We start from the raw sequence: 18,408 nt of genomic DNA, 5'->3' as shown, positions 1-18,408 counted from the left end.
AATTCTCCCAGATAGAGCGGAGCAGCATGACCGACGGACCAGAAGCTGTGGAGAATCACGGCGGAGACGCGGCTGTGCAGGGCGACGGAGCAGCAGGCACGGCACCCACCGGCCGGGCCCGCGTCGAGGCCGACGCCGCAGCGCGCGGGGTCAGCATCCGGGTGATCGAGCGTCCCGCAGCCCGCAGTCTCGAGGAAGCGGCCCAGCTGCTCGGCATCGAGCCGTCCGACATCGTCAAGACCCTGGTGGTCAAGCGCAGCGACGACACCTTCGTGTTCGCGCTGGTGCCCGGCGGCCGCAAGATCTCCTGGCCCAAGCTCCGCGCCGTGCTGCATGTCAACAAGCTGCAGCTTCCGGATGCGGCGGTCGCCCTCGAAGCGACGGGCTACGAGCGCGGCACCATCACCCCGTTCGGCTCCACCACCGCGTGGCCGGTCGTCGCGGACACGAGCATCCAGGGCCGCACCGTCTCGATGGGTGCGGGCGAGCACGGATACTCGCTGTTCGTCGACGCCGACGACGTGGTCGCCGCATACGCGGCGACCGTCGCCGACATCACAGACCCGGAGTGACCTGACCGGTCGCGCCGGGGATGAGGCACGAATCGCCCTCGCAGGCGGCGGCGTTCACGTCGCCGAACGCGATCAGCGGAAACTTCGGGGCGTCCGAGGCGGTCGCCTCGACGGGCTCCGCCGCGCTCACGCCGTGACCTCCGCGCGCTCGGTCCACACCTGTTCGAGCACCTGCGCGAACGTGGCCGCGTCTTGCGCGCCGGAGACGCCGTAGCGTCCGTCGATCACGAAGAACGGGACGCCCTGGATGCCGTACTCCTGCGCCAGCGCCTGGTCGCCGCGCACGTCGGAGAGGAACTCCTCCGACTCCAGCGCTGCGACGGCCGCCGCGCGGTCGAGTCCGACCTCTGCGGCGAGGTCGGCCAGGTCGTCGATCCTGCCGACGTGGCGTCCCTCCACGAAGTACGCCTTGAACAGGCGCTCCGCGAGCTCCAGCTGCTTGCCGTTCGCCTTGGCGAAGTGCAGCAGCTCGTGCGCCTTGACGGTGTTGGTGTGCTTGAGGACGTCGAAGTCGTAGTCCAGGCCCACCGACGACGCGATGCCGGTGACGCGCTCCAGCATCTGCGTCACCTGCTCGGCCTGCATGCCTTTGTGCCCGGCGAGGAAGTCGATCTCGCTGCCGTCGAAGTCGACGGGGGTGTCCGGAGAGAGCTCGAAGGAGTGGTATTCGACCTCGACGGCGCGGTCGTCGCCGCCACCGGCGAACAGGCCGCTCCCCGCTTCGAATTTGCGCTTGCCGATGTAGCACCACGGGCAGGCGATGTCGGACCAGATGTCGATCTTGATGGGTTCACTCACACCAGGGCCAACGGATGCGGTCACGCCTTCATTCCCGGAGCATCCACTGCCCCGCCGAAGCGCCGGTTGCGGCTGGCGTAGATGTCGACGGCGTTCCACAGGTCGGTGCGGCTGAAGTCCGGCCAGAGCGTGTCGAGGAAGACCATCTCGGCGTACGCGCTCTGCCACAGCATGAAGTTGCTCGTGCGCTGCTCCCCCGAACTCCGCACGAACAGGTCGACGTCCGGAAGGTCGGGCGCGTACAGGTGGCGCTGGATGCTCTTCTCGCTCACCGCGGACGGCTTGAGCCGGCCGGCGGCCACCTCCTCCGCGATGCTGCGCACCGCATCCGCGATCTCGGTGCGGCCGCCGTAGTTGACGCACATGGTCAGGGTGAGCACGTCGTTCCCCGCGGTCAGCTGCTCGGCGAACTGCAGCTCCTTGATCACCGACGACCAGAGCCGCGGCTTCCTCCCCGCCCAGCGCACCCGGACCCCCCACTCGTTGAGCTGGTCGCGGCGGCGGTGCAGCACGTCCCGGTTGAAGCCCATCAGGAAGCGCACCTCGTCGGGCGACCGTTTCCAGTTCTCGGTCGAGAACGCGTAGACGCTGAGGTGCTTCACGCCGAGCTGGATGGCGCCGGCGACGACGTCGAGCAGCGACGCCTCCCCCGCTTTATGGCCTTCGATCCTGGTGAGCCCTCTGCCGTTCGCCCAGCGTCCGTTGCCGTCCATCACGATGGCGACGTGGTTCGGCACCGCCGCGGCGGGGATCGCGGGCGGGTACAGGCCGGTCCAGTCGAGCGGGCGGAACTCCACCGCATCCTTGTGCGTGTAAGGCTTGGGGCTCATCCGTTCGCTTTCCGTTCGTGCTGTACGTGCTGGAGCGAGCGCAGGCCGCGCTCCAGGTGCCACTGCGTGTACGCGGCGACCACCCCGCTCGCCTTCGACCGCGTTGCGTCGTCCGTCTCGTCCGCCGAGGCCCAGTCCCCGGTGAGGAGAGCGCCGAGCAGCGCGATGGTCTGCGCATCCAGCCGGGGAGCGCCCTGCGGGGCGCAGTCGTCGCAGACCACGCCACCGAGCTGCACGACGAGGTGGTCGTGCGGTCCCGGCGCTCCGCAGCGCGAGCAGTCGAGGAAGCTCGGCGCCCAGCCGGCGAGCGACAGCGCGCGCAGCAGGTAGGAGTCGAGAGTCATGGACGCGCCGTGCTCGCGCTTGGACAGCGACCGCAGGGCGCCGACCAGCAGGAGGTACTGCTGCAGGGACGCCTCGGCCTCGGTGAGCCTGTCCGCCGTCTCCACCATCGCGTTCGCCGCGGTGTAGCTGGCGTAGTCGTCGGCGATCAGCGCGCCGTACGCCCCGAGCGACTCGGCCTGCGTGACCACATCCAGGCTGCGGCCCTCGTAGAGCTGCACGTCGGCGACCATGAACGGCTCCAGCCGCGACCCGAACTTGGATGCGGTGCGCCGCACGCCCTTCGCGACCGCACGGACCTTGCCGTGCTGCCGGGTGAGCATGGTGACGATGCGGTCGGCTTCCCCCAGTTTGTGGGTGCGGAGCACGACGGCTTCATCACGGTAGACAGGCACACTCCAGTATCCCGCGTAACGCCGACAGTCCCGTCAAGCCGCGCATGGTAGAAGTGACCTATGAGCACGACGGCCTTCACGATTCCGCTGTGGGCCGACCTGGTAGCCGTCGGCGTCGGCAGCCTGCAGGGCGCGATGTTCGCCTCCGGGTTCCGCGACCGCAAGCTCGACCTGCTGGGCGTCGCCATCATCGGCGTCGCGACCGGCGTCGGCGGTGGTCTGCTGCGCGATCTGCTGCTGGTCACCCGGCCCGTCGCGCTGCTCTCCAACTGGTACCTGCTGACCACCGTCGTCGCCGCACTGCTCGGGATGCTGCTCATCCGGCTGTTCCGGAGGCTCGACCCGATCATCACCTTCCTCGACGCGCTCACCATCGGGCTGTTCGGCGCGATCGGTGCGAGCAAGGCGCTCGCGCTCGGCCTGCCGGAGGTGCCGGCGGTGTTCGTCGGCGTGGTGTCCGCGGTGGGCGGGTCGATCCTGCGCGACATGCTGCTGAACCTGCCGATCGCGCTGATGCACGTCGGCTCGCTCTACGCCGTCGCCGCGGGCGCGGGCACGGTGGTGCTCGTGGTCCTGGTGGATCTCGGCGTGCCGCTCACGGTGGCCGCGGCGGTCTGCGTCGCCGTCACCCTGGTGATCCGGCTGCTGGCGGTGCGGTTCGGCTGGAGCCTGCCCGAGCAGCGCGAGCTGGGGCGCATCCCGCGTCCACGCTGGCCGCGCATCCCGCTCGGCCGTCGCACCGCCGAAGCCCGCACCGCCGAGCGCACAGAGACGGGCTCGATCCCCCGTTACAAGCTCGACCGCCCCGACTGACGCCCCCACACAATCGAGCCGGGACTTATGTACGGCCACGACCGGCGTGTCGCGTACATAAGTCCCGGCTCGATTATGTGTGCGGGCGGGTGGGTCAGGCCGAGACGAGGTCGGCGGGGGCCGCGGACCCGGAGGTGGCGCGGATCGCGCGGTTGACGGCGGAGACGACGGCCTTGAAGGAGGCGGTGGTCGTGTCCGCGTCGATGCCGACGCCCCAGAGGCGGGTGCCGTCGACGTCGACCTCGACGTAGGCCGCAGCGAGAGCGGACTCGCTCGCGGACAGCGTGTGCTGCGAGTAGTCGTACAGGTGCACGTTGATGCCGCGGTCGTTGAGGATGTCGAAGAACGCCGCGATCGGGCCGTTGCCCTCACCGGATGCCTTGGAGACGGTGTCCCCGTCGCGCAGCGTCACCGTGAGAGCGACGTGGTCGCCTGTCTCGTTGGTGGTGCTGGTGCTGCCCAGCTCGAAGCGGCCCCACTTGGCGTCCGCGTCGGAGACGGGCGCCGGCAGGTACTCGTCCTGGAAGATGGCCCAGATGTCGTCGCTCGACACCTCTCCACCCTCCGCGTCGGTCTTCGCCTGCACGACGCCGGAGAATTCGATCTGCAGCTTGCGCGGCAGGTCGAGCGCGTGGTCCGTCTTCAGCAGGTAGGCGACGCCGCCCTTGCCGGACTGCGAGTTGACCCGGATGACCGCCTCGTAGCTGCGGCCCAGGTCCTTCGGGTCGACCGGCAGGTATGGAACGGCCCAGACCAGGTCGTCGACCGAGACGCCCTCGCGCTCGGCCTGCGCGGCCATCGCCTCGAAGCCCTTCTTGATCGCATCCTGGTGCGAGCCGCTGAACGCGGTGAACACCAGGTCGCCGCCCCACGGGCTGCGCTCGCCGACCGGCAGCTGGTTGCAGTGCTCGACGGTGCGCTTGATCGAGTCGATGTCGCTGAAGTCGATCTGCGGGTCGATGCCCTGCGTGAACAGGTTCACGCCCAGAGTCACCAGGTCGACGTTGCCCGTGCGCTCCCCGTTGCCGAACAGGCAGCCCTCGATGCGGTCGGCTCCGGCCATGTAGCCGAGCTCGGCGGCGGCGACGGCGGTGCCGCGGTCGTTGTGCGGGTGCAGCGACAGGATGACGTTCTCGCGGTGGTTCAGGTGGCGGGACATCCACTCGATCGAGTCGGCGTAGACGTTCGGGGTGGCCATCTCGACGGTGGCCGGCAGGTTGATGATGACCTTGCGTTCCGGGGTGGGCTCGAAGATCTCGAGCACCTGGTTGCAGATGTCCGCGGCAAACTCCAGCTCGGTGCCGGTGTAGCTCTCGGGCGAGTACTCGTAGTAGATCTGCGTGCCGGGGACCACGGACTCCATCTGACGGCACAGGCGCGCGCCTTCCAGCGCGATGTCGACGATGCCCTGCTTGTCGGTGCGGAAGACGACATCCCGCTGCAGGATGCTCGTGGAGTTGTAGAGGTGCACGATGGCCTGCTTGGCGCCGACCAGCGATTCGTAGGTGCGCTTGATGAGGTGCTCTCGGGCCTGGGTCAGCACCTGGATGGTGACGTCGTCCGGGATGGCGCCCTCTTCGATGAGGCTGCGCACGAAGTCGAAGTCGGTCTGGCTGGCCGACGGGAAGCCGACCTCGATCTCCTTGTAGCCCATCCGGACCAGCAGGTCGAACATGATGCGCTTGCGCTCGGGGCTCATCGGGTCGATGAGTGCCTGGTTGCCGTCGCGCAGGTCGACGGCGCACCAGCGCGGTGCGACCGTGATGCGGTTGTCCGGCCAGGTGCGATCGGGCAGCTCCACCCGGATCTGCTCATGGAACGGGCGGTATTTGTGGATCGGCATGGCGCTCGGCGCCTGAGTGTTCTTCATGGTCTGTCTTCTCCTCGCGAGGTGTGGTGGAGAGCCAACGACGAACTCCGCGACGAGTGAGGCCCAGAACTAGGACTCGTCGCGGCAGCTAAGGAGGAGCAGACCGTACACAGAAACAAGCGTAGCACGGGCCCCGGAGCGCGGAACGGCCGCCTCGGTCAGCTCCGCCCGCTGGCCAGCGCCACCGCCTGCCGCACCGACAGCTGCGGCAGGTATGCGCGCACCAGCGCGATCCCGATGGCGGGAAGGGCAACAGGATCCGGGTACGCCATGATCAGCGGGTGCAGCTCCGGCTGGAACTTCCGCTTGAACTTCAGCAGCGACCGGAACCCGTACACCGGTTCCAGCGACACGCTCAGGAAGTTCAGGATGCGGTCCATGCCGCGTGCATCCGCCTCCCCTCCCGCCGCGGTGTGCGCGAGCGGTGCGGCGGACAGGCTCATGAACTCGACCCCCTCGTCGCGCATCCGGGTGGCGGCCTCGGCGATCAGGAACTCCATCACGCCGTTGATGCTGCCGGGGCGCCTGCGCATGAAGTCGAGGGTCCAGCCGACCACGAGCCCGTCGCGGTAGCTGGGCAGCCAGCTGGTCACTGCTTCGATCCTGCCCGCCTCGTCGACGGCGAGCATCAGCATCACGGCCGGGTCGCGGAGTTCGTCGAGGCCGCCGAGGGTGAAGCCCATCTCCGGCAGGTCCTTCTCGGCCACCCACTGCTCGGAGATGTCGGAGAGCTGCACGGCGGCGCTGAGCGGCAGAGCCTGGAACGTCGTCCACTCCGCCCGGATGCCCGCCCGCTGCGCCCGGTTGATGGAGCTGCGGACGTCCTGCCACTTCTTGCCCGTCGTCTCCCACTGCTGCGGGCGGATGACGGTCTCCTCCGCCACCACCATCGTCGACCAGCCCATCTCGTCGAAGAGCGGCTGCAGGCCGGCGTCCACGCTGTAGAAGACGGGCGTCCAGCCGTTGTCGTCGCAGAACCGGGCGAACCGGTCGATCGAGCGGTCGTGCGGGGGCTGCCCACCGAACGGGCCTCCCAGGGTGATGGCGACCCTGCCAACCACCCGGTATGCGATGGCCCGGCCGTCCACGGGGTCGAACCAGTAGTCGTTCCCCGGCCAGGTGGCCATGAACGAGATCGGGTCTCCCCCGCCGCGTTCGAGCAGGCTGCGCACGCGGCCGGCGTCCGTCGCCCCCTTGCGCCAGGATGCGCGGCCGCGCATCACGGGCAGGGCGCCGAGGATCACGATGAGCCAGAACACGGTGCCGATGTTGCGGTAGACGAAGATCGCGAGCGGGGTGGTCGGCAGGTACTGCACGGGCTCCCTGCGCAGGAAGCTGACGGGCACGAACCGTTCGAGCACATCGTCCAGCAGGTCGCTCAGGTCGAGCGGCCTGGTGAACCCGGTGTCCTTCTGCAGGTAGCCGATGAGCACGTAGAGACCGGCGAGCACGACGCCGGAGACCAGCACCGTGAGCACGTAGCGGCGCACGCTCTTCGCCGGCGGACGCACAGGGAAGTGCTGCCGGAAGGCGATCAGCAGGATGGCGATGGCGAGCGGCAGCAGCGCCGAGAGCGCCAGGATCGCCGTCACCTCCCAGTAGCGGGCGCCGACGTGCGGCCGCGGCGCTGCGCCGAGCGGGAGGATGCCGAAGTAGAGCGCGGAGAGCAGGGCGAGCAGCGCGTTCACCGCGACGGCGAGCCAGAGTGCGAAGCGGTTGCCGCGCAGCAGACCGTATGCGGCGACCAGCAGCACGAGGAGCGGCAGCACGGAGAGCAGGATCGGGCCGAGCCCGTTGATCCGCTCGATGGTGAGATCGTGCACGCACTGCCTGGTCACGGCGAACGCCTGGCAGCGTTCGAGCAGCGAGCCGCGGTCCGGCACGTCGGAGGTGAACAGCAGCGCGATCGGCGACAGCAGGCCGTAGCGCGACGTGGTGAGCAGTCCGATCACCGGCCCGACCGCGGTGATCGTGACGGCGGAGGCGAGCAGCACCCGGATCTCGTGGTGTGAACTGCGCACCCAGCCGGCGAGCCGCGCCCCCGGTCGCAGCAGCACGCCGAGCCCCAGCCCGGCGAGCACGGCGAGCAGCCGGTAGACGTCGGACGGCATCCCGGAGTAGAGCACGTACATCACCGCGATCAGCACGGTCAGCACCCGGATGCGCCTCCGCCAGAGGGCGCCGGCGAACGCGCTCGCGGTCATGATCGTGCCGCCGAGGGCGGTGAAGACGTCGAGCACGACGAGGTTGTGGACGTTGCGCGCCCACATCTCCCCCGTCGTGGAGGCGAGCAGCTGCAGAGCGACGCCTCCGACCGTCCCGACCACAGCGGTGGCGAAGTACGCCAGCGCCGTCCGCCAGGTGCCCATCAGCTGCTCGGCGGCCCCGACCAGCACGACGGTGAGGATGAGCGCCACGATCAGCTCGGCGAGGTCGTCGGTGAACAGCACGGAGGTGATCGGGGTCCACCAGTGCCCGTCGATGAGCGGGCCGGGCCCGGTGCCGAGCCAGATGTGCAGCGGACGCCGAGGGCCGTGGATGGGGCCAGTGACGAGGGCGAGCACGAGGATCAGCCCGGTCATCGCCGTGGTGAACGGGTGGGTCGCGATCAGTGCGCCCGTGCGCCGGCCGAGCCTGCCGAGCCGTGCCGATGCGTCCTTCACGAGGTGAGTCCCATCTGCGCCGCGATGAGCGGGAAGCCGTACTGCAGGGTGTGACGCACCGTGTTCCAATCGTGGGCCGTTCCCGGCGAGATGAGCAGGGTGGCGCGGACACCGGCCTTCGTCGCGTCCGCCTCCAGGGTACGGGCGAACGCCGTGTACTTCGCGTCGTTCTGGCCGACGCCGAGCACGATGGTCGAGTTGCGGTACGGAGCGTGCTGCGCCAGCTGGTGGGCGGGCTGGGCGTCCTCGAACGCCTGCGCTGACCCGCCGAAGCCCATCCGGATGGTCGTGGCGCGGTCGCCGAGGGTCGGTCCGAGCTCGCTCGACGACGCGAGGGCCGATCCGAACCGCTCGGGGTGTCCCGTCGCGAACTGCACGGCGCAGGTAGCGCCTTGCGAGTAGCCGAACACGCCCCAGGCGGCCGGGTCGCTGCTCACCCGGAAGTGCGCGGTGATCCAGGCGGGCACGTCCTTCAGCAGGTAGGTCGCCGAGTTGCCGAACGCTGCGGAGTTCACGCACATCGGGTTGCGCCCGGGGCCGCCGAGCTGGTCGGCCGCCACCACGATGGGCGCGATGCCGTGGTGCTGGGCGGCGAACGCATCCATCGTCTGGTTGATCCGTCCCGCGGTGAACACGTCGGCGGGAGCGCCCGGCTGGCCGGGGAACGCGTAGAGCACGGGAAGCACGGGAGGGTGCGCGGTGAGTGCGGCGGGCGGGAGGTAGACGACGGCCGTGCGCGCGGCGAATCCGGACTCGGTGGACGGGATGCGCACGACGCCGACCTTCCCCTTCGCGGGGATGGAGGCGGGCGGCGTCCAGGTGGAGGCGTAGTCGGTTCCGATGTCCGCCACTTCACCCTTCTCGGCGTGGAAGGACAGCGCCGGGTACGGCACGACGCCGAGCACGTCGTTGAGGTCGCGGTACTCGCCGAAGTCGACGTTGATCCCCGCGCCGGCCGTCAGCACGAAGACCGGGATGCTCAGCACCGCGACGACCTTTCTCCACCAGCGCGAGCGGAACAGGTTCGCGATGGCGAGCCCGATCCCCGCGAACGCCAGGATCGCCCACATCCTGGTCACGGGCGTGAGCGTCACACCGAACACGTCGAACACGTCGACGAGCAGCCAGGAGACGAGCCAGCCGATCAGCGCGCCCGCGGCGGCGGAGAGGAGCCCGGCGACGGTTCGGCGCAGCGTCGGCCGCACCAGCAGATAGAGCACGAGGACGGCGGAGAGCACATCGACGGCCACCAGGAACGGCGGCTTGTCGATGCGCAGGGTCATGAGCCAGTTCAGGGCCGTTCCTCTCCAAAAGCATGCAAAGCGGTTCGATTATGGAGCGCTCAGGCTGCGGAAAGCTGTAGCCGGGCTGACATTCAGCCGACTCCGAGGCTTCGCAGCCTGAGCGCTCGTTCAGTCGACCGCCAGGGCGGCGACGGGCGCCACCGCGGTGGCCCGCCGTGTCGGCGCGAGCGAGGCGAGCAGGGCGAGGGCCGCGGCCGCCACCACGATGATCGCGAGGAACGGCCAGGGCAGCACCGGAGCAAGCAGTCCGCCGCCCGGGATGCTCCCCAGCAGCGACTGCGCGCCCACCCAGCCGTACGCCGTGCCGAGCACCAGCCCGGTGACCACGGCCGCGATGGTCAGCTGGGCGCTCTCGGCGAGGATCATCCTGCGCACCTGGGCGGCACTGAAGCCGAGCGCGCGCAGCAGGCCGAGTTCACGCCGCCGCTGCAGCACGCTGAGCGACAGGCTGTTGATCACACCGACCCCGGCGATGATCGCCGAGAACCCGACGAGCACGGTGAAGATCAGCATCGTGACCGTGAGGACACTTTCAGCTCCCTCGTACATCCCGGGCTCGTTCTTCGCCGCCTCACGGATCATCTGGAGGTAGGACTGCGCGGCCACCACGAACATGGTGATGAGAGTGACGCCGATGACGAGCCCGATGGTGGTGCGCGAGCTGCGCTCCGGGTTCCTGACGGCGTTGGCGGCGGCGAGCCTGCCCGCCGCTCCCCGGCCGAACAGCAGCCCGACCGCGCGCAGCACGCCCGGCATGAAGAACGGGGCCGACAGCACGATCCCGGTGAACGACAGCACCCCGCCGGGCAGCGCGATCAGCACACCGTACCCGCTGGCGATTGGGATCCCGCTCGTGGCGAGGACGCCCAGCCCGAGCAGCAGGCCGAACACGAGCAACCCGACGCCGGAGACGAGCAGGACGATCGCGACGACGAGGCGACCACGCTGGCGCACGGCGGCGGCCGGACGCTCCTCCGCGGCACCGAGCGCCTGCACCGGCGTGACGGTGAGCACGCGGCGGCTGCCGACCCAGGAGGCGAGCCAGGTGGTGACGATCACCACGGCGACCGGCGCGAGCAGCGCGGGGGTGATCACCGGATAGAGCACATCCGGCAGCACCCCGACAGCGACGAAGAGGCGCACCGCCGCGAGCGATAGCACCGCCGCAGCGACGCCGCCGATGCTCGCGCCGACGAGTCCGACCGCGAGCCCCTCGCTCGCCACCGAGCGCCGCTGCGCGCGGGCGCTCGACCCGATCAGGCGCAGCAGCGCGATGGTCCGCGTGCGGCCGGCGATCATCGTCGCGAAGGTGTTCGTGGTGACGATGGCTCCGACGTAGACGGCGATGATGAAGAACACCCCGGCGACGATCCCGAGGGCGACCCCGACGGCGCCGTGCTCGGCGACCGGGCTGTCGGCGATGTATGCGGACAGCACGCTCGTGGTGGACAGCAGGGCGACGCCGAACGCGGCGCTGAGGGCGGCGACCAGGATGCTCGCGCGGTGGTCGCGGGCGTTCGCGCGGAACGCGGAGAACGGGCGGCTCACGCGTGCTGCTCCATTCCGAGCATGTACGACGAGATCTCTTCCGCTGCTGAGCGTCCGCGCTCGGCGGCGACACGGCCGTCGGCGAGGAACACGATGCGGTCGGCGTAGCTCGCCGCGATGGGGTCGTGGGTGACCATCGCGATGCTCTGCCCGTATGTGCGGCTCGCCTCGGCGAGCAGGGTGAGCACCTCGCGGCCGGTGCGCGAGTCGAGGTTGCCCGTCGGCTCGTCGGCGAAGATCAGGTCGGGGCGGGTGGCGAGCGCGCGCACGATGGCCACACGCTGCTGCTGGCCGCCGGACAGCTCGTGCGGGCGGTGGGTGAGCCGGGCGCGCAGGCCGAGGGAGTCGATCAGGTGGTCGATCCACTCGCCCTGGGTGCGCGTCGGGCGGCGGCCGTCGAGTTCGAACGGCAACCGGATGTTCGCGGCGACGTCGAGCGTCGGCACCAGGTTGAACGACTGGAACACGAAACCGACGCGACGGCGCCGCAGGACGGTGAGTTCCGCATCCCCGAGCCGGGTGATGTCGGTGTCACCGAGGAACACCTGGCCGCCGGTGACCGTGTCGAGTCCGGCCATGACGTGCATCAGCGTCGACTTGCCCGATCCGCTCGGGCCCATGATGGCGGTGAAACGGCCGGCCGGGATGCCGAGCGAGACGCCGTCGAGCGCGTTCACCCGTCCAGCACCCGTGCCGTACGACTTGGTCGCATCGACCACGCGGGCCACGAGCGGCTCCTCCGGCGGTGTGATCGGAGAGGCGGAGGTCACGGTCTCGGTGGTGATGTTGTCCATGCTCACCACGCTAGGGACGCGGGCAGGGTCTCCGGATCGGGCGGCAGGGCTATCCGCGATCAGCCGGAAGGATGATTCTTGCGCCCGTTCCCTACTCCGCCGCGGTGAGGCCGTGCTCGAATGCGTAGACGACCATCTGCACGCGATCCCGCAGCCCGAGCTTGCTCAGGATGCGGCTGATGTGCGTCTTCACCGTCGCCTCGCTCAGGTACTCCGTCGCCGCGATCTCCGCGTTGCTGAGACCGCGCGCTGCGAGCACGAAGATCTCCCGCTCCCGCGCGGTGAGGCTGCCGAACTCCTCCGGCTCCGGCTTGACCGGCTCGCTCGACGAGAAGTACTGGAACAGCTCGCGCGTCGCCCCCGCCGCGATCACGGCGCTGCCCGCGTGCACCGTGCGGATCGCCGCGAGCAGGAACTCCGGCTCCGCATCCTTCAGCACGAAGCCGCTCGCGCCGCCCCGGATGGCGCGGGCAGCCGCCTCGTCGAGGTCGAAGGTGGTCAGCACCACGATCCGCGGCGCACTCCTGGCCTCGCGGGCGGCGCTCTCGATGATCTCGGTCGTCGCCGCGATCCCGTCCATCACGGGCATCCGGATGTCCATCAGCACCACGTCCGGCGCGGTGTCCCTAGCGAGCTGCACGCCCTCCGCCCCGTTGGCCGCCTCCCCGACGAACTCCAGGTCGGCCTGCGATCCCACGAGCATCCTGACCCCGGCGCGGAACAACGGCTGGTCGTCGACCAGCAGCACCCGGATGCGCCCGGTCGCGGCCTCGACGGCGTCCGTCAGCTGGTCGCCGCTCACGCCGTCTCCCCCGCCGGCAGGAACGCGTTCACCAGGAACTCGCCGCCGGCCGGGCCGGCCGCGAGGCTCCCTCCGGCGAGCGTCGCCCGCTCGCGCATCCCTGGCAGGCCATGGCCGACGCGCGGAAGCGCTCCGGTGGCCGGGGTGTCGGTCAGGACGGTCTTCATGGTGTTCCTCACGGTGATGGTGATGCCGGGTCCTCCGTCGCGCTGCGCGACCTCGGCGAGGACGACGGTGGCCGGCATACTGGTGTCTCCGTGCCGGAGGGCGTTGGTGAGCGCCTCCTGCACGATGCGGTACGCGGCGATCTGCTGGGCCGAGCCGAGCATCCGGTAGCCGCCGATGCGTTCGACGGTGACGTCGAGCCCGGCCGCGCGCACCTGCTCGACCGTGCGGTCGAGGTCGTCGAGCGACGGCTGCGGACCTTCCGGCTGGGCGTGGCGCAGTTCGGCGAGAAGCACCCGCACGTCGCCGAGAGCGGACCGGGCGGTGGATGCGATGGTCTTGAGCGCGACGTCGACCGCATCCGGGTCGGCGTGCCGGGCGTAGCGTGCGCCGTCCGCTTGCGCGATCACCACCGCGAGCGAGTGCGCGACCACGTCGTGCATGTCGCGCGCGATGCGGGTGCGCTCCTGCTCGACCACCACGTCCTCGACGGCGCGCGCCCTGTCGAACTCCGCGACCACCTGGGCGCGCCTGGACATCCTGGCGTTGCGCCAGGTGCGCATGAGCAGGCCGAGCACCCAGGACAGGCCGAGCACGGTGGCGCTGACCACCACGAGGAAGACGAACTCGAGCGCCAGCCGCGAGATGGCGCCGGAGAGCAGGTCGAGGTAGCTCTGGTTGAGGGCAGCGGTAAGCGAGAGGTACAGGGCGGCCACCACCGCGCCGAGACCGGCGGAGATGAGCCCGGACCAGCGCACGATCCTGTCCCCGTACGCCGCCGTCGCGTACAGCACGACCAGGATGGCCACATCGCTGAACTGGATGCTGTGGCCCGTAGTCATCTGTAGCACCGCGGTCAGCCAGGCGATGGCGAGGGCCACGGCCGGGGAGATGCGGCGGACGGCGACCGCGACCGTGAAGCCGATCACCACCACGATCGCCGACCGGGCTCCGCCGTCTCCGGAGATGCCGAACAGCCCCGCCGAGTCGAACGGCAGGCACAGCACGGCGAACAGCACGGCGCCGGCGATGTCGAACGTCAGCTGCCGTCTGGTGAGGCGGCGCACGAGGCCCGTGCGGTTGGGGTCGCTCTCGGGAACGGGGGTGCCGCCGGAGGAGGCGAGCCAGACGAGCACGGAGTGGTTGCCCGTCTCGGGACCCGGCCCTGCACCCTCCTCCGCGCCGGCGCCGACACTGCTCGCGCGCTGCCGGGCGACGAGGAACCCGAGCAGCCAGCCCGCAACGAAGGTCACCGCGAGCAACAGGCTCATCAGCAGCAGCCCGACGCCCTGGCTGGTGTAGTAGCCGCCGATCACCGGCCCGATCAGCGGGAACTTCAGCTCGCCGCGCACCGTGAACAGGTAGGCCAGCATCGGCGCGACCAGGATGGCGGACGCGAAGTCGAGCCAGCGCACCACCGGCCCGGAGTGCGCGGCGATGCCGAACACCGCGATCAGCACGGCCACGGCGGACAGCACCCGGAACGGCATCGGCATCGAGACCGACTCGGTCGCCTCCCCCAGCACCGCGAGCCAGAGCAGCCCGAGCGAGACGGGCGGAAGCACCCGGGAGACGGCGACCGCCGCGCAGTAGAACGTGAGCGCGAGCGCCGACTGGAACTCGAACGGAAGTCCGGCGATCACCCACGAGAGGAAGAGGACCACACCGAGCGCAGGTTCGAGGACCCAGCGGTACGGGACGATCCTCTCCACCAGGCGGGTACGGTACGGCATCCCTCTACGGTACGGGGCCGACGGGGGCCGCACCGCCTCGAACGGCCGATTTCATCCCAGGGATGTACGCCGCGGCGCTCCTAGAACCCGAGCCGGCCGAGCTGCTTCGGGTCGCGCTGCCAGTCCTTCGCCACCTTCACCCTGATCGACAGGAACACGTGCTTGCCGAGCAGCTCCTCGATCGGCTTGCGCGCGGTGGCGCCGACCTCCCGGATGCGGCTGCCGCCCTTGCCGATCACGATCGCCTTCTGGCTGTCGCGCTCGACGAACAGGTTGGCGTAGACCTCCACCAGGTCTTTGTCGTCGCGCTCGATGATGTCGTCGATGGTCACGGCCAGCGAGTGCGGCAGCTCGTCCTCGACGCCTTCCAGCACGGCCTCGCGGATGTACTCGGAGATGCGGTCCTCCAGGCCCTCGTCGGTGACGGCATCCGACGGGTACAGCGGTGCGGGAGAGACCGGGAGCAGACGCATCAGCTCGGTGGTCAGCGTGTCCAGCTGAATGTGGCTGGTCGCCGACAGCGGCACGATCGCCTCCCACTCGCGCAGCGCGGAGACCGCGAGCAGCTGCTCGGCCACGGCCGCCTTGCTCGCCGCGTCGATCTTGGTCACGATCGCGACCTTCTTGGCGCGCGGGTACTCATCCAGCTGCTCGTTGATGAACCGGTCGCCCGGGCCGATCTTCTCGTCGGCGGGGATGCAGAAGCCGATCACGTCCACGTCGCCGAGGGTCGACTGCACGAGCGAGTTGAGCCGTTCGCCGAGCAGGGTGCGCGGCCGGTGGATGCCCGGGGTGTCCACCAGGATCAGCTGGCCGTTCTTCTGGTGCACGATGCCGCGGATGGCGCGGCGGGTGGTCTGCGGCTTGGAGGACGTGATCGCGACCTTCTCGCCGACGAGCGCGTTGGTCAGCGTGGACTTGCCGACGTTGGGGCGGCCGACGAACGACGCGAAGCCGGCGTGGAAGTCGTTCACGAGTGGTTCTCCTCTTCCGGCGCGCCAGGCGCCGAGATCAGTGCTGCGTCGCGTTCGACGAGCACGGTGCTGACGTGTTTGCGGCGGCCCTCTGTGCGGTCGACCGTGAACCGCAGTCCGTGAGTGGATGCGGTCGAGCCGACCTCCGGCAGGCGGCCGAGCGCCTTGGCGACGAGGCCACCGACGCTGTCGACGTCGTCGTCGTCCAGTTCCAGGTCGAACAGCTCGCCCAGTTCGTCGATGGGGAGGCGGGTGCTCACGCGATAGCGCCCCTCGCCCACCTGCTGCACCAGTTCCACCTCGTGGTCGTACTCGTCGGAGATGTCTCCGACCAGTTCCTCGATCAGGTCTTCCAGGGTCACCAGCCCGGCGATGCCGCCGTACTCGTCCACCACCATCGCCAGGTGGTTGGACTCCAGCTGCATCTGCCGCAGCAGCGCGTCCGCCTTCTGCGACTCCGGCACGAACAGTGCGGGCCGCACGATGTCGCCCATCGTCAGCTCGTCGGCGCCAAGCGGGCTCTCGAAGCTGAGCTTGGCCACATCCCGCAGGTACAGCACACCCACGACCTCGTCGGGGTCGCCGTCGATCACGGGCATCCTGGACACGCCCTTGCTGAAGAACAGGCCCATCGCGGTGCCGAGTCCGGCCGATTTGTCGATGGCGACCATGTCGGTGCGCGGGATCATCACCTCGCGCACCACCGTCTCGTTGAACTCGAAGATCGAGTGGATGAGCTCGCGGTCGTCCTCTTCCAGCACGTCGAACTCGGTGGCTTCGTCGACGATGCTGAGCAGCTGCTCCTCGCTCGCGACCGGCGCGGAGCGCGCCCGCGACGGCGTCACCCGGTTGCCGAGGGCCACCAGGCCGCCGGCGATCGGGCCGAGCAGCACCCGGATGAACCGCACGAGCGGAGCGGTCAGCCGCAGCAGCATCGTGGAGTTGGCGCGTCCGACGCTCCGCGGGCTCGCACCGACCAGCACGAACGACACCGCCGTCATGATCAGAGCGGACAGCAGCAGCGAGATCCACCACTCGTCGAAGATCTGCTCGAAGGCGAGCGTCACGAGCACCGCAGCGGTGGTCTCCGCGGTGATGCGGCTGAAGTTGATCGCGTTGAAGTACGCGCCTGGATCGGCGGCGATCGCCAGCAGCGACGCCTTCGACCGCGAGGTCTCGGCCAGCTCGGCGATGTCGTTCCTGGACTGCACGGACAGCGCGGAGTCCACAGCGGCCATCAGGCCGCCGAACGCGACGAGCAGGAACGCGACGATGAAGAACAGCGTTGCGAGCATCCGGTGCCTATCGCTGTCGGTCGTAGCGGGAGAAGCCCACCAGGATGTCGCGCTGGATGCCGAACATCTCGCGCTCCTCGGCCGGCTCGGCGTGGTCGAAGCCGAGCAGGTGCAGGATGCCGTGCGTCGTCAGGAGCAGTAGCTCCTCCATCAGGGAGTGTCCGGCCGTCTCGGCCTGAGCCTGGGCGACCTGCGGGCAGAGCACGACATCGCCGAGCAGCCCGGCGGGAGCAGGCTCCTCCTCCGTGCCGGGGCGCAGCTCGTCCATCGGGAAGCTCAGCACGTCGGTCGGCCCAGGCTCGTCCATCCACTGCACGTGCAGCTGCTCCATGGCCGCCTCGTCCACCAGGACGATGGCGAGCTCCGCATCCGGATGCACGTGCATGATGTCGAACGCGTACCCGGCGAGCCGCTGCAGCGCGGCCTCGTCCACCTCGATGGCCGACTCGTTGTTGACTTCGATACTCATGGGCCGGGCCTAACGTCGTTTCGGGAAGCGGTCGCGCGGGACGGCGGAGCGGCGCTCTGCGCGGTTGGCGAACTCGGCCGCCTGCTCGCGCTCGTAGTGCAGCGCCTGCTTCTGCGCGTCGTACTCGGTGTATGCGTCGACGATGCGGCCGACCAGGGTGTGCCGGACCACGTCGTCGCTCGTCAGACGCGCGAAGTAGATGTCGTCGATGTCCTTCAGCACCCGCGTCACCAGCCGGAGACCGCTGGCCGCCGTCGGCAGGTCCACCTGCGTGATGTCGCCGGTGACGACCATCCGCGAGCCGAAGCCGAGCCTGGTGAGGAACATCTTCATCTGCTCCGGCGTGGTGTTCTGCGCCTCGTCGAGCACGATGAACGAGTCGTTCAGCGTGCGTCCGCGCATGTACGCCAGAGGGGCGACCTCGATCGTGCCGGCCGCGAGCAGCTTCGGCACGATGTCCGGGTCCATCATCTCGTTGAGCGCGTCGTACAGCGGGCGCAGGTACGGGTCGATCTTGTCGGTGAGCGTGCCGGGCAGGTAGCCGAGCCGCTCGCCGGCCTCGACGGCCGGGCGGGTCAGGATGATCCTGTTGACCTCTTTGCGCTGCAGGGCCTGCACGGCCTTCGCCATCGCCAGATAGGTCTTGCCCGTGCCGGCCGGTCCGATGCCGAACACGATGGTGTTGTGGTCGATGGCGTCGACGTACTGCTTCTGACCGAGGGTCTTCGGCCGGATCGCCTTGCCGCGCGCGGTCAGGATGGCCTGGCTGAGCACGTCGGACGGACTGAGGTTCAGGCCGGTGTCCAGCATCTTCGCCGAACTGGTCACCTCGGCGGGGCTGATCTCCTGGCCGTTGCGCACCATCAGCAGCAGCTCCTCGATCAGCCGGCGGGCCGCATCCACCTGGGACGCGTCGCCAGTGAGCGAGATCTCGTTGCCGCGAACGTGCACGCTGACCTGCGGGTACTGCCGCTCCAACGTGGTGAGCAGACGATCCTGCGGGCCGAGCAGCCGCACCATCTGCACGCCGTCGACGTGCAG

The 18,408-nt window shown here is 69.6% G+C and carries 17 protein-coding genes; 2 read left to right on the top strand and 15 right to left on the bottom strand.

Annotation, left to right across the window (positions count from 1 at the left end; genetic code table 11):
- The first annotated feature begins 26 nt into the window (after positions 1–26).
- The gene (locus HF024_RS09580; RefSeq protein WP_168689400.1) at positions 27–572 is read left to right on the top strand and encodes a YbaK/EbsC family protein; all 546 of its coding nucleotides are present in this window, start codon (positions 27–29) and stop codon (positions 570–572) included.
- Here the strand turns inward: HF024_RS09580 and HF024_RS09575 are convergent.
- Genes HF024_RS09575 through recO form a run of 4 tightly spaced genes read right to left on the bottom strand, consistent with a single transcriptional unit; the run spans position 556 to position 2,937 of the window.
- Positions 556–702, bottom strand: a complete 147-nt coding sequence (locus HF024_RS09575) for a hypothetical protein (RefSeq protein ID WP_168689399.1) — start codon at positions 700–702, stop codon at positions 556–558. The genes HF024_RS09580 and HF024_RS09575 overlap by 17 nt on opposite strands.
- Complete coding sequence (locus HF024_RS09570; RefSeq protein ID WP_168689398.1) at positions 699–1,370, bottom strand: DsbA family oxidoreductase; 672 nt, start codon at positions 1,368–1,370, stop codon at positions 699–701. The genes HF024_RS09575 and HF024_RS09570 overlap by 4 nt, the downstream gene beginning before the upstream one ends.
- Before the next feature lie 20 nt (positions 1,371–1,390).
- Positions 1,391–2,200: an isoprenyl transferase gene (locus HF024_RS09565; RefSeq protein ID WP_085371216.1), complete on the bottom strand. Its 810-nt coding sequence runs from the start codon at positions 2,198–2,200 to the stop codon at positions 1,391–1,393.
- Complete coding sequence (gene recO / locus HF024_RS09560; protein ID WP_168689397.1) at positions 2,197–2,937, bottom strand: DNA repair protein RecO; 741 nt, start codon at positions 2,935–2,937, stop codon at positions 2,197–2,199. The genes HF024_RS09565 and recO overlap by 4 nt, the downstream gene beginning before the upstream one ends.
- A 60-nt stretch (positions 2,938–2,997) precedes the next feature.
- Here recO and HF024_RS09555 point away from each other — a divergent pair, with 60 nt between their 5' ends.
- Positions 2,998–3,750: a TRIC cation channel family protein gene (locus tag HF024_RS09555; RefSeq protein ID WP_085371218.1), complete on the top strand. Its 753-nt coding sequence runs from the start codon at positions 2,998–3,000 to the stop codon at positions 3,748–3,750.
- A gap of 94 nt (positions 3,751–3,844) precedes the next feature.
- Here HF024_RS09555 and leuA read toward each other — a convergent pair whose 3' ends face one another.
- From leuA to HF024_RS09500, 11 genes are all read right to left on the bottom strand, one after another.
- Positions 3,845–5,620 (bottom strand): 2-isopropylmalate synthase, encoded by a 1,776-nt coding sequence (gene leuA / locus HF024_RS09550; protein ID WP_168689396.1) that lies wholly within the window; start codon positions 5,618–5,620, stop codon positions 3,845–3,847.
- A gap of 158 nt (positions 5,621–5,778) precedes the next feature.
- On the bottom strand, positions 5,779–8,283 hold the full coding sequence (locus tag HF024_RS09545; RefSeq protein WP_247597391.1) for a DUF2156 domain-containing protein: 2,505 nt from the start codon (positions 8,281–8,283) through the stop codon (positions 5,779–5,781).
- Positions 8,280–9,566: an alpha/beta hydrolase-fold protein gene (locus tag HF024_RS09540; RefSeq protein ID WP_168689395.1), complete on the bottom strand. Its 1,287-nt coding sequence runs from the start codon at positions 9,564–9,566 to the stop codon at positions 8,280–8,282. Before HF024_RS09540 ends, HF024_RS09545 begins: the two co-directional genes overlap by 4 nt.
- A gap of 129 nt (positions 9,567–9,695) precedes the next feature.
- Positions 9,696–11,135, bottom strand: coding sequence for an ABC transporter permease (locus tag HF024_RS09535; RefSeq protein WP_168689394.1), 1,440 nt, complete (start codon positions 11,133–11,135; stop codon positions 9,696–9,698).
- Positions 11,132–11,863: an ABC transporter ATP-binding protein gene (locus HF024_RS09530; RefSeq protein WP_247597427.1), complete on the bottom strand. Its 732-nt coding sequence runs from the start codon at positions 11,861–11,863 to the stop codon at positions 11,132–11,134. Before HF024_RS09530 ends, HF024_RS09535 begins: the two co-directional genes overlap by 4 nt.
- Positions 11,864–12,020: 157 nt before the next feature.
- Complete coding sequence (locus tag HF024_RS09525; RefSeq protein ID WP_256922135.1) at positions 12,021–12,731, bottom strand: response regulator transcription factor; 711 nt, start codon at positions 12,729–12,731, stop codon at positions 12,021–12,023.
- On the bottom strand, positions 12,728–14,629 hold the full coding sequence (locus HF024_RS09520; RefSeq protein WP_168689393.1) for a histidine kinase: 1,902 nt from the start codon (positions 14,627–14,629) through the stop codon (positions 12,728–12,730). Before HF024_RS09520 ends, HF024_RS09525 begins: the two co-directional genes overlap by 4 nt.
- An 80-nt stretch (positions 14,630–14,709) precedes the next feature.
- On the bottom strand, positions 14,710–15,603 hold the full coding sequence (era, locus tag HF024_RS09515; protein WP_085371224.1) for a GTPase Era: 894 nt from the start codon (positions 15,601–15,603) through the stop codon (positions 14,710–14,712).
- Positions 15,600–16,898 (bottom strand): hemolysin family protein, encoded by a 1,299-nt coding sequence (locus tag HF024_RS09510; protein WP_085371225.1) that lies wholly within the window; start codon positions 16,896–16,898, stop codon positions 15,600–15,602. The genes era and HF024_RS09510 overlap by 4 nt, the downstream gene beginning before the upstream one ends.
- Before the next feature lie 7 nt (positions 16,899–16,905).
- The gene (gene ybeY, locus HF024_RS09505) at positions 16,906–17,367 is read right to left on the bottom strand and encodes an rRNA maturation RNase YbeY (RefSeq protein WP_085371226.1); all 462 of its coding nucleotides are present in this window, start codon (positions 17,365–17,367) and stop codon (positions 16,906–16,908) included.
- 9 nt (positions 17,368–17,376) lie between these two features.
- Entirely contained in the window at positions 17,377–18,387 is a 1,011-nt protein-coding gene (locus HF024_RS09500; protein WP_168690856.1) for a PhoH family protein, read from the bottom strand.
- Positions 18,388–18,408 lie beyond the last annotated feature (21 nt).

It is taken from the genome of Leifsonia sp. PS1209 (assembly GCF_012317045.1).
Classification (GTDB): Bacteria; Actinomycetota; Actinomycetes; order Actinomycetales; family Microbacteriaceae; genus Leifsonia.
This window is presented reverse-complemented; position numbering and strand designations above follow the sequence as displayed.

Coding starts and splice junctions, on each gene's coding strand:
- HF024_RS09555 (WP_085371218.1), top strand. CDS start 2,998: ATGAGCACGACGGCCTTCACGATTCCGCTGTGGGCCGACCTGGTAGCC.
- HF024_RS09580 (WP_168689400.1), top strand. CDS start 27: ATGACCGACGGACCAGAAGCTGTGGAGAATCACGGCGGAGACGCGGCT.
- HF024_RS09565 (WP_085371216.1), bottom strand. CDS start 2,200: ATGAGCCCCAAGCCTTACACGCACAAGGATGCGGTGGAGTTCCGCCCG.
- ybeY (WP_085371226.1), bottom strand. CDS start 17,367: ATGAGTATCGAAGTCAACAACGAGTCGGCCATCGAGGTGGACGAGGCC.
- HF024_RS09500 (WP_168690856.1), bottom strand. CDS start 18,387: ATGGTGCGGCTGCTCGGCCCGCAGGATCGTCTGCTCACCACGTTGGAG.
- HF024_RS09520 (WP_168689393.1), bottom strand. CDS start 14,629: ATGCCGTACCGTACCCGCCTGGTGGAGAGGATCGTCCCGTACCGCTGG.
- HF024_RS09540 (WP_168689395.1), bottom strand. CDS start 9,566: ATGACCCTGCGCATCGACAAGCCGCCGTTCCTGGTGGCCGTCGATGTG.
- leuA (WP_168689396.1), bottom strand. CDS start 5,620: ATGAAGAACACTCAGGCGCCGAGCGCCATGCCGATCCACAAATACCGC.
- HF024_RS09510 (WP_085371225.1), bottom strand. CDS start 16,898: ATGCTCGCAACGCTGTTCTTCATCGTCGCGTTCCTGCTCGTCGCGTTC.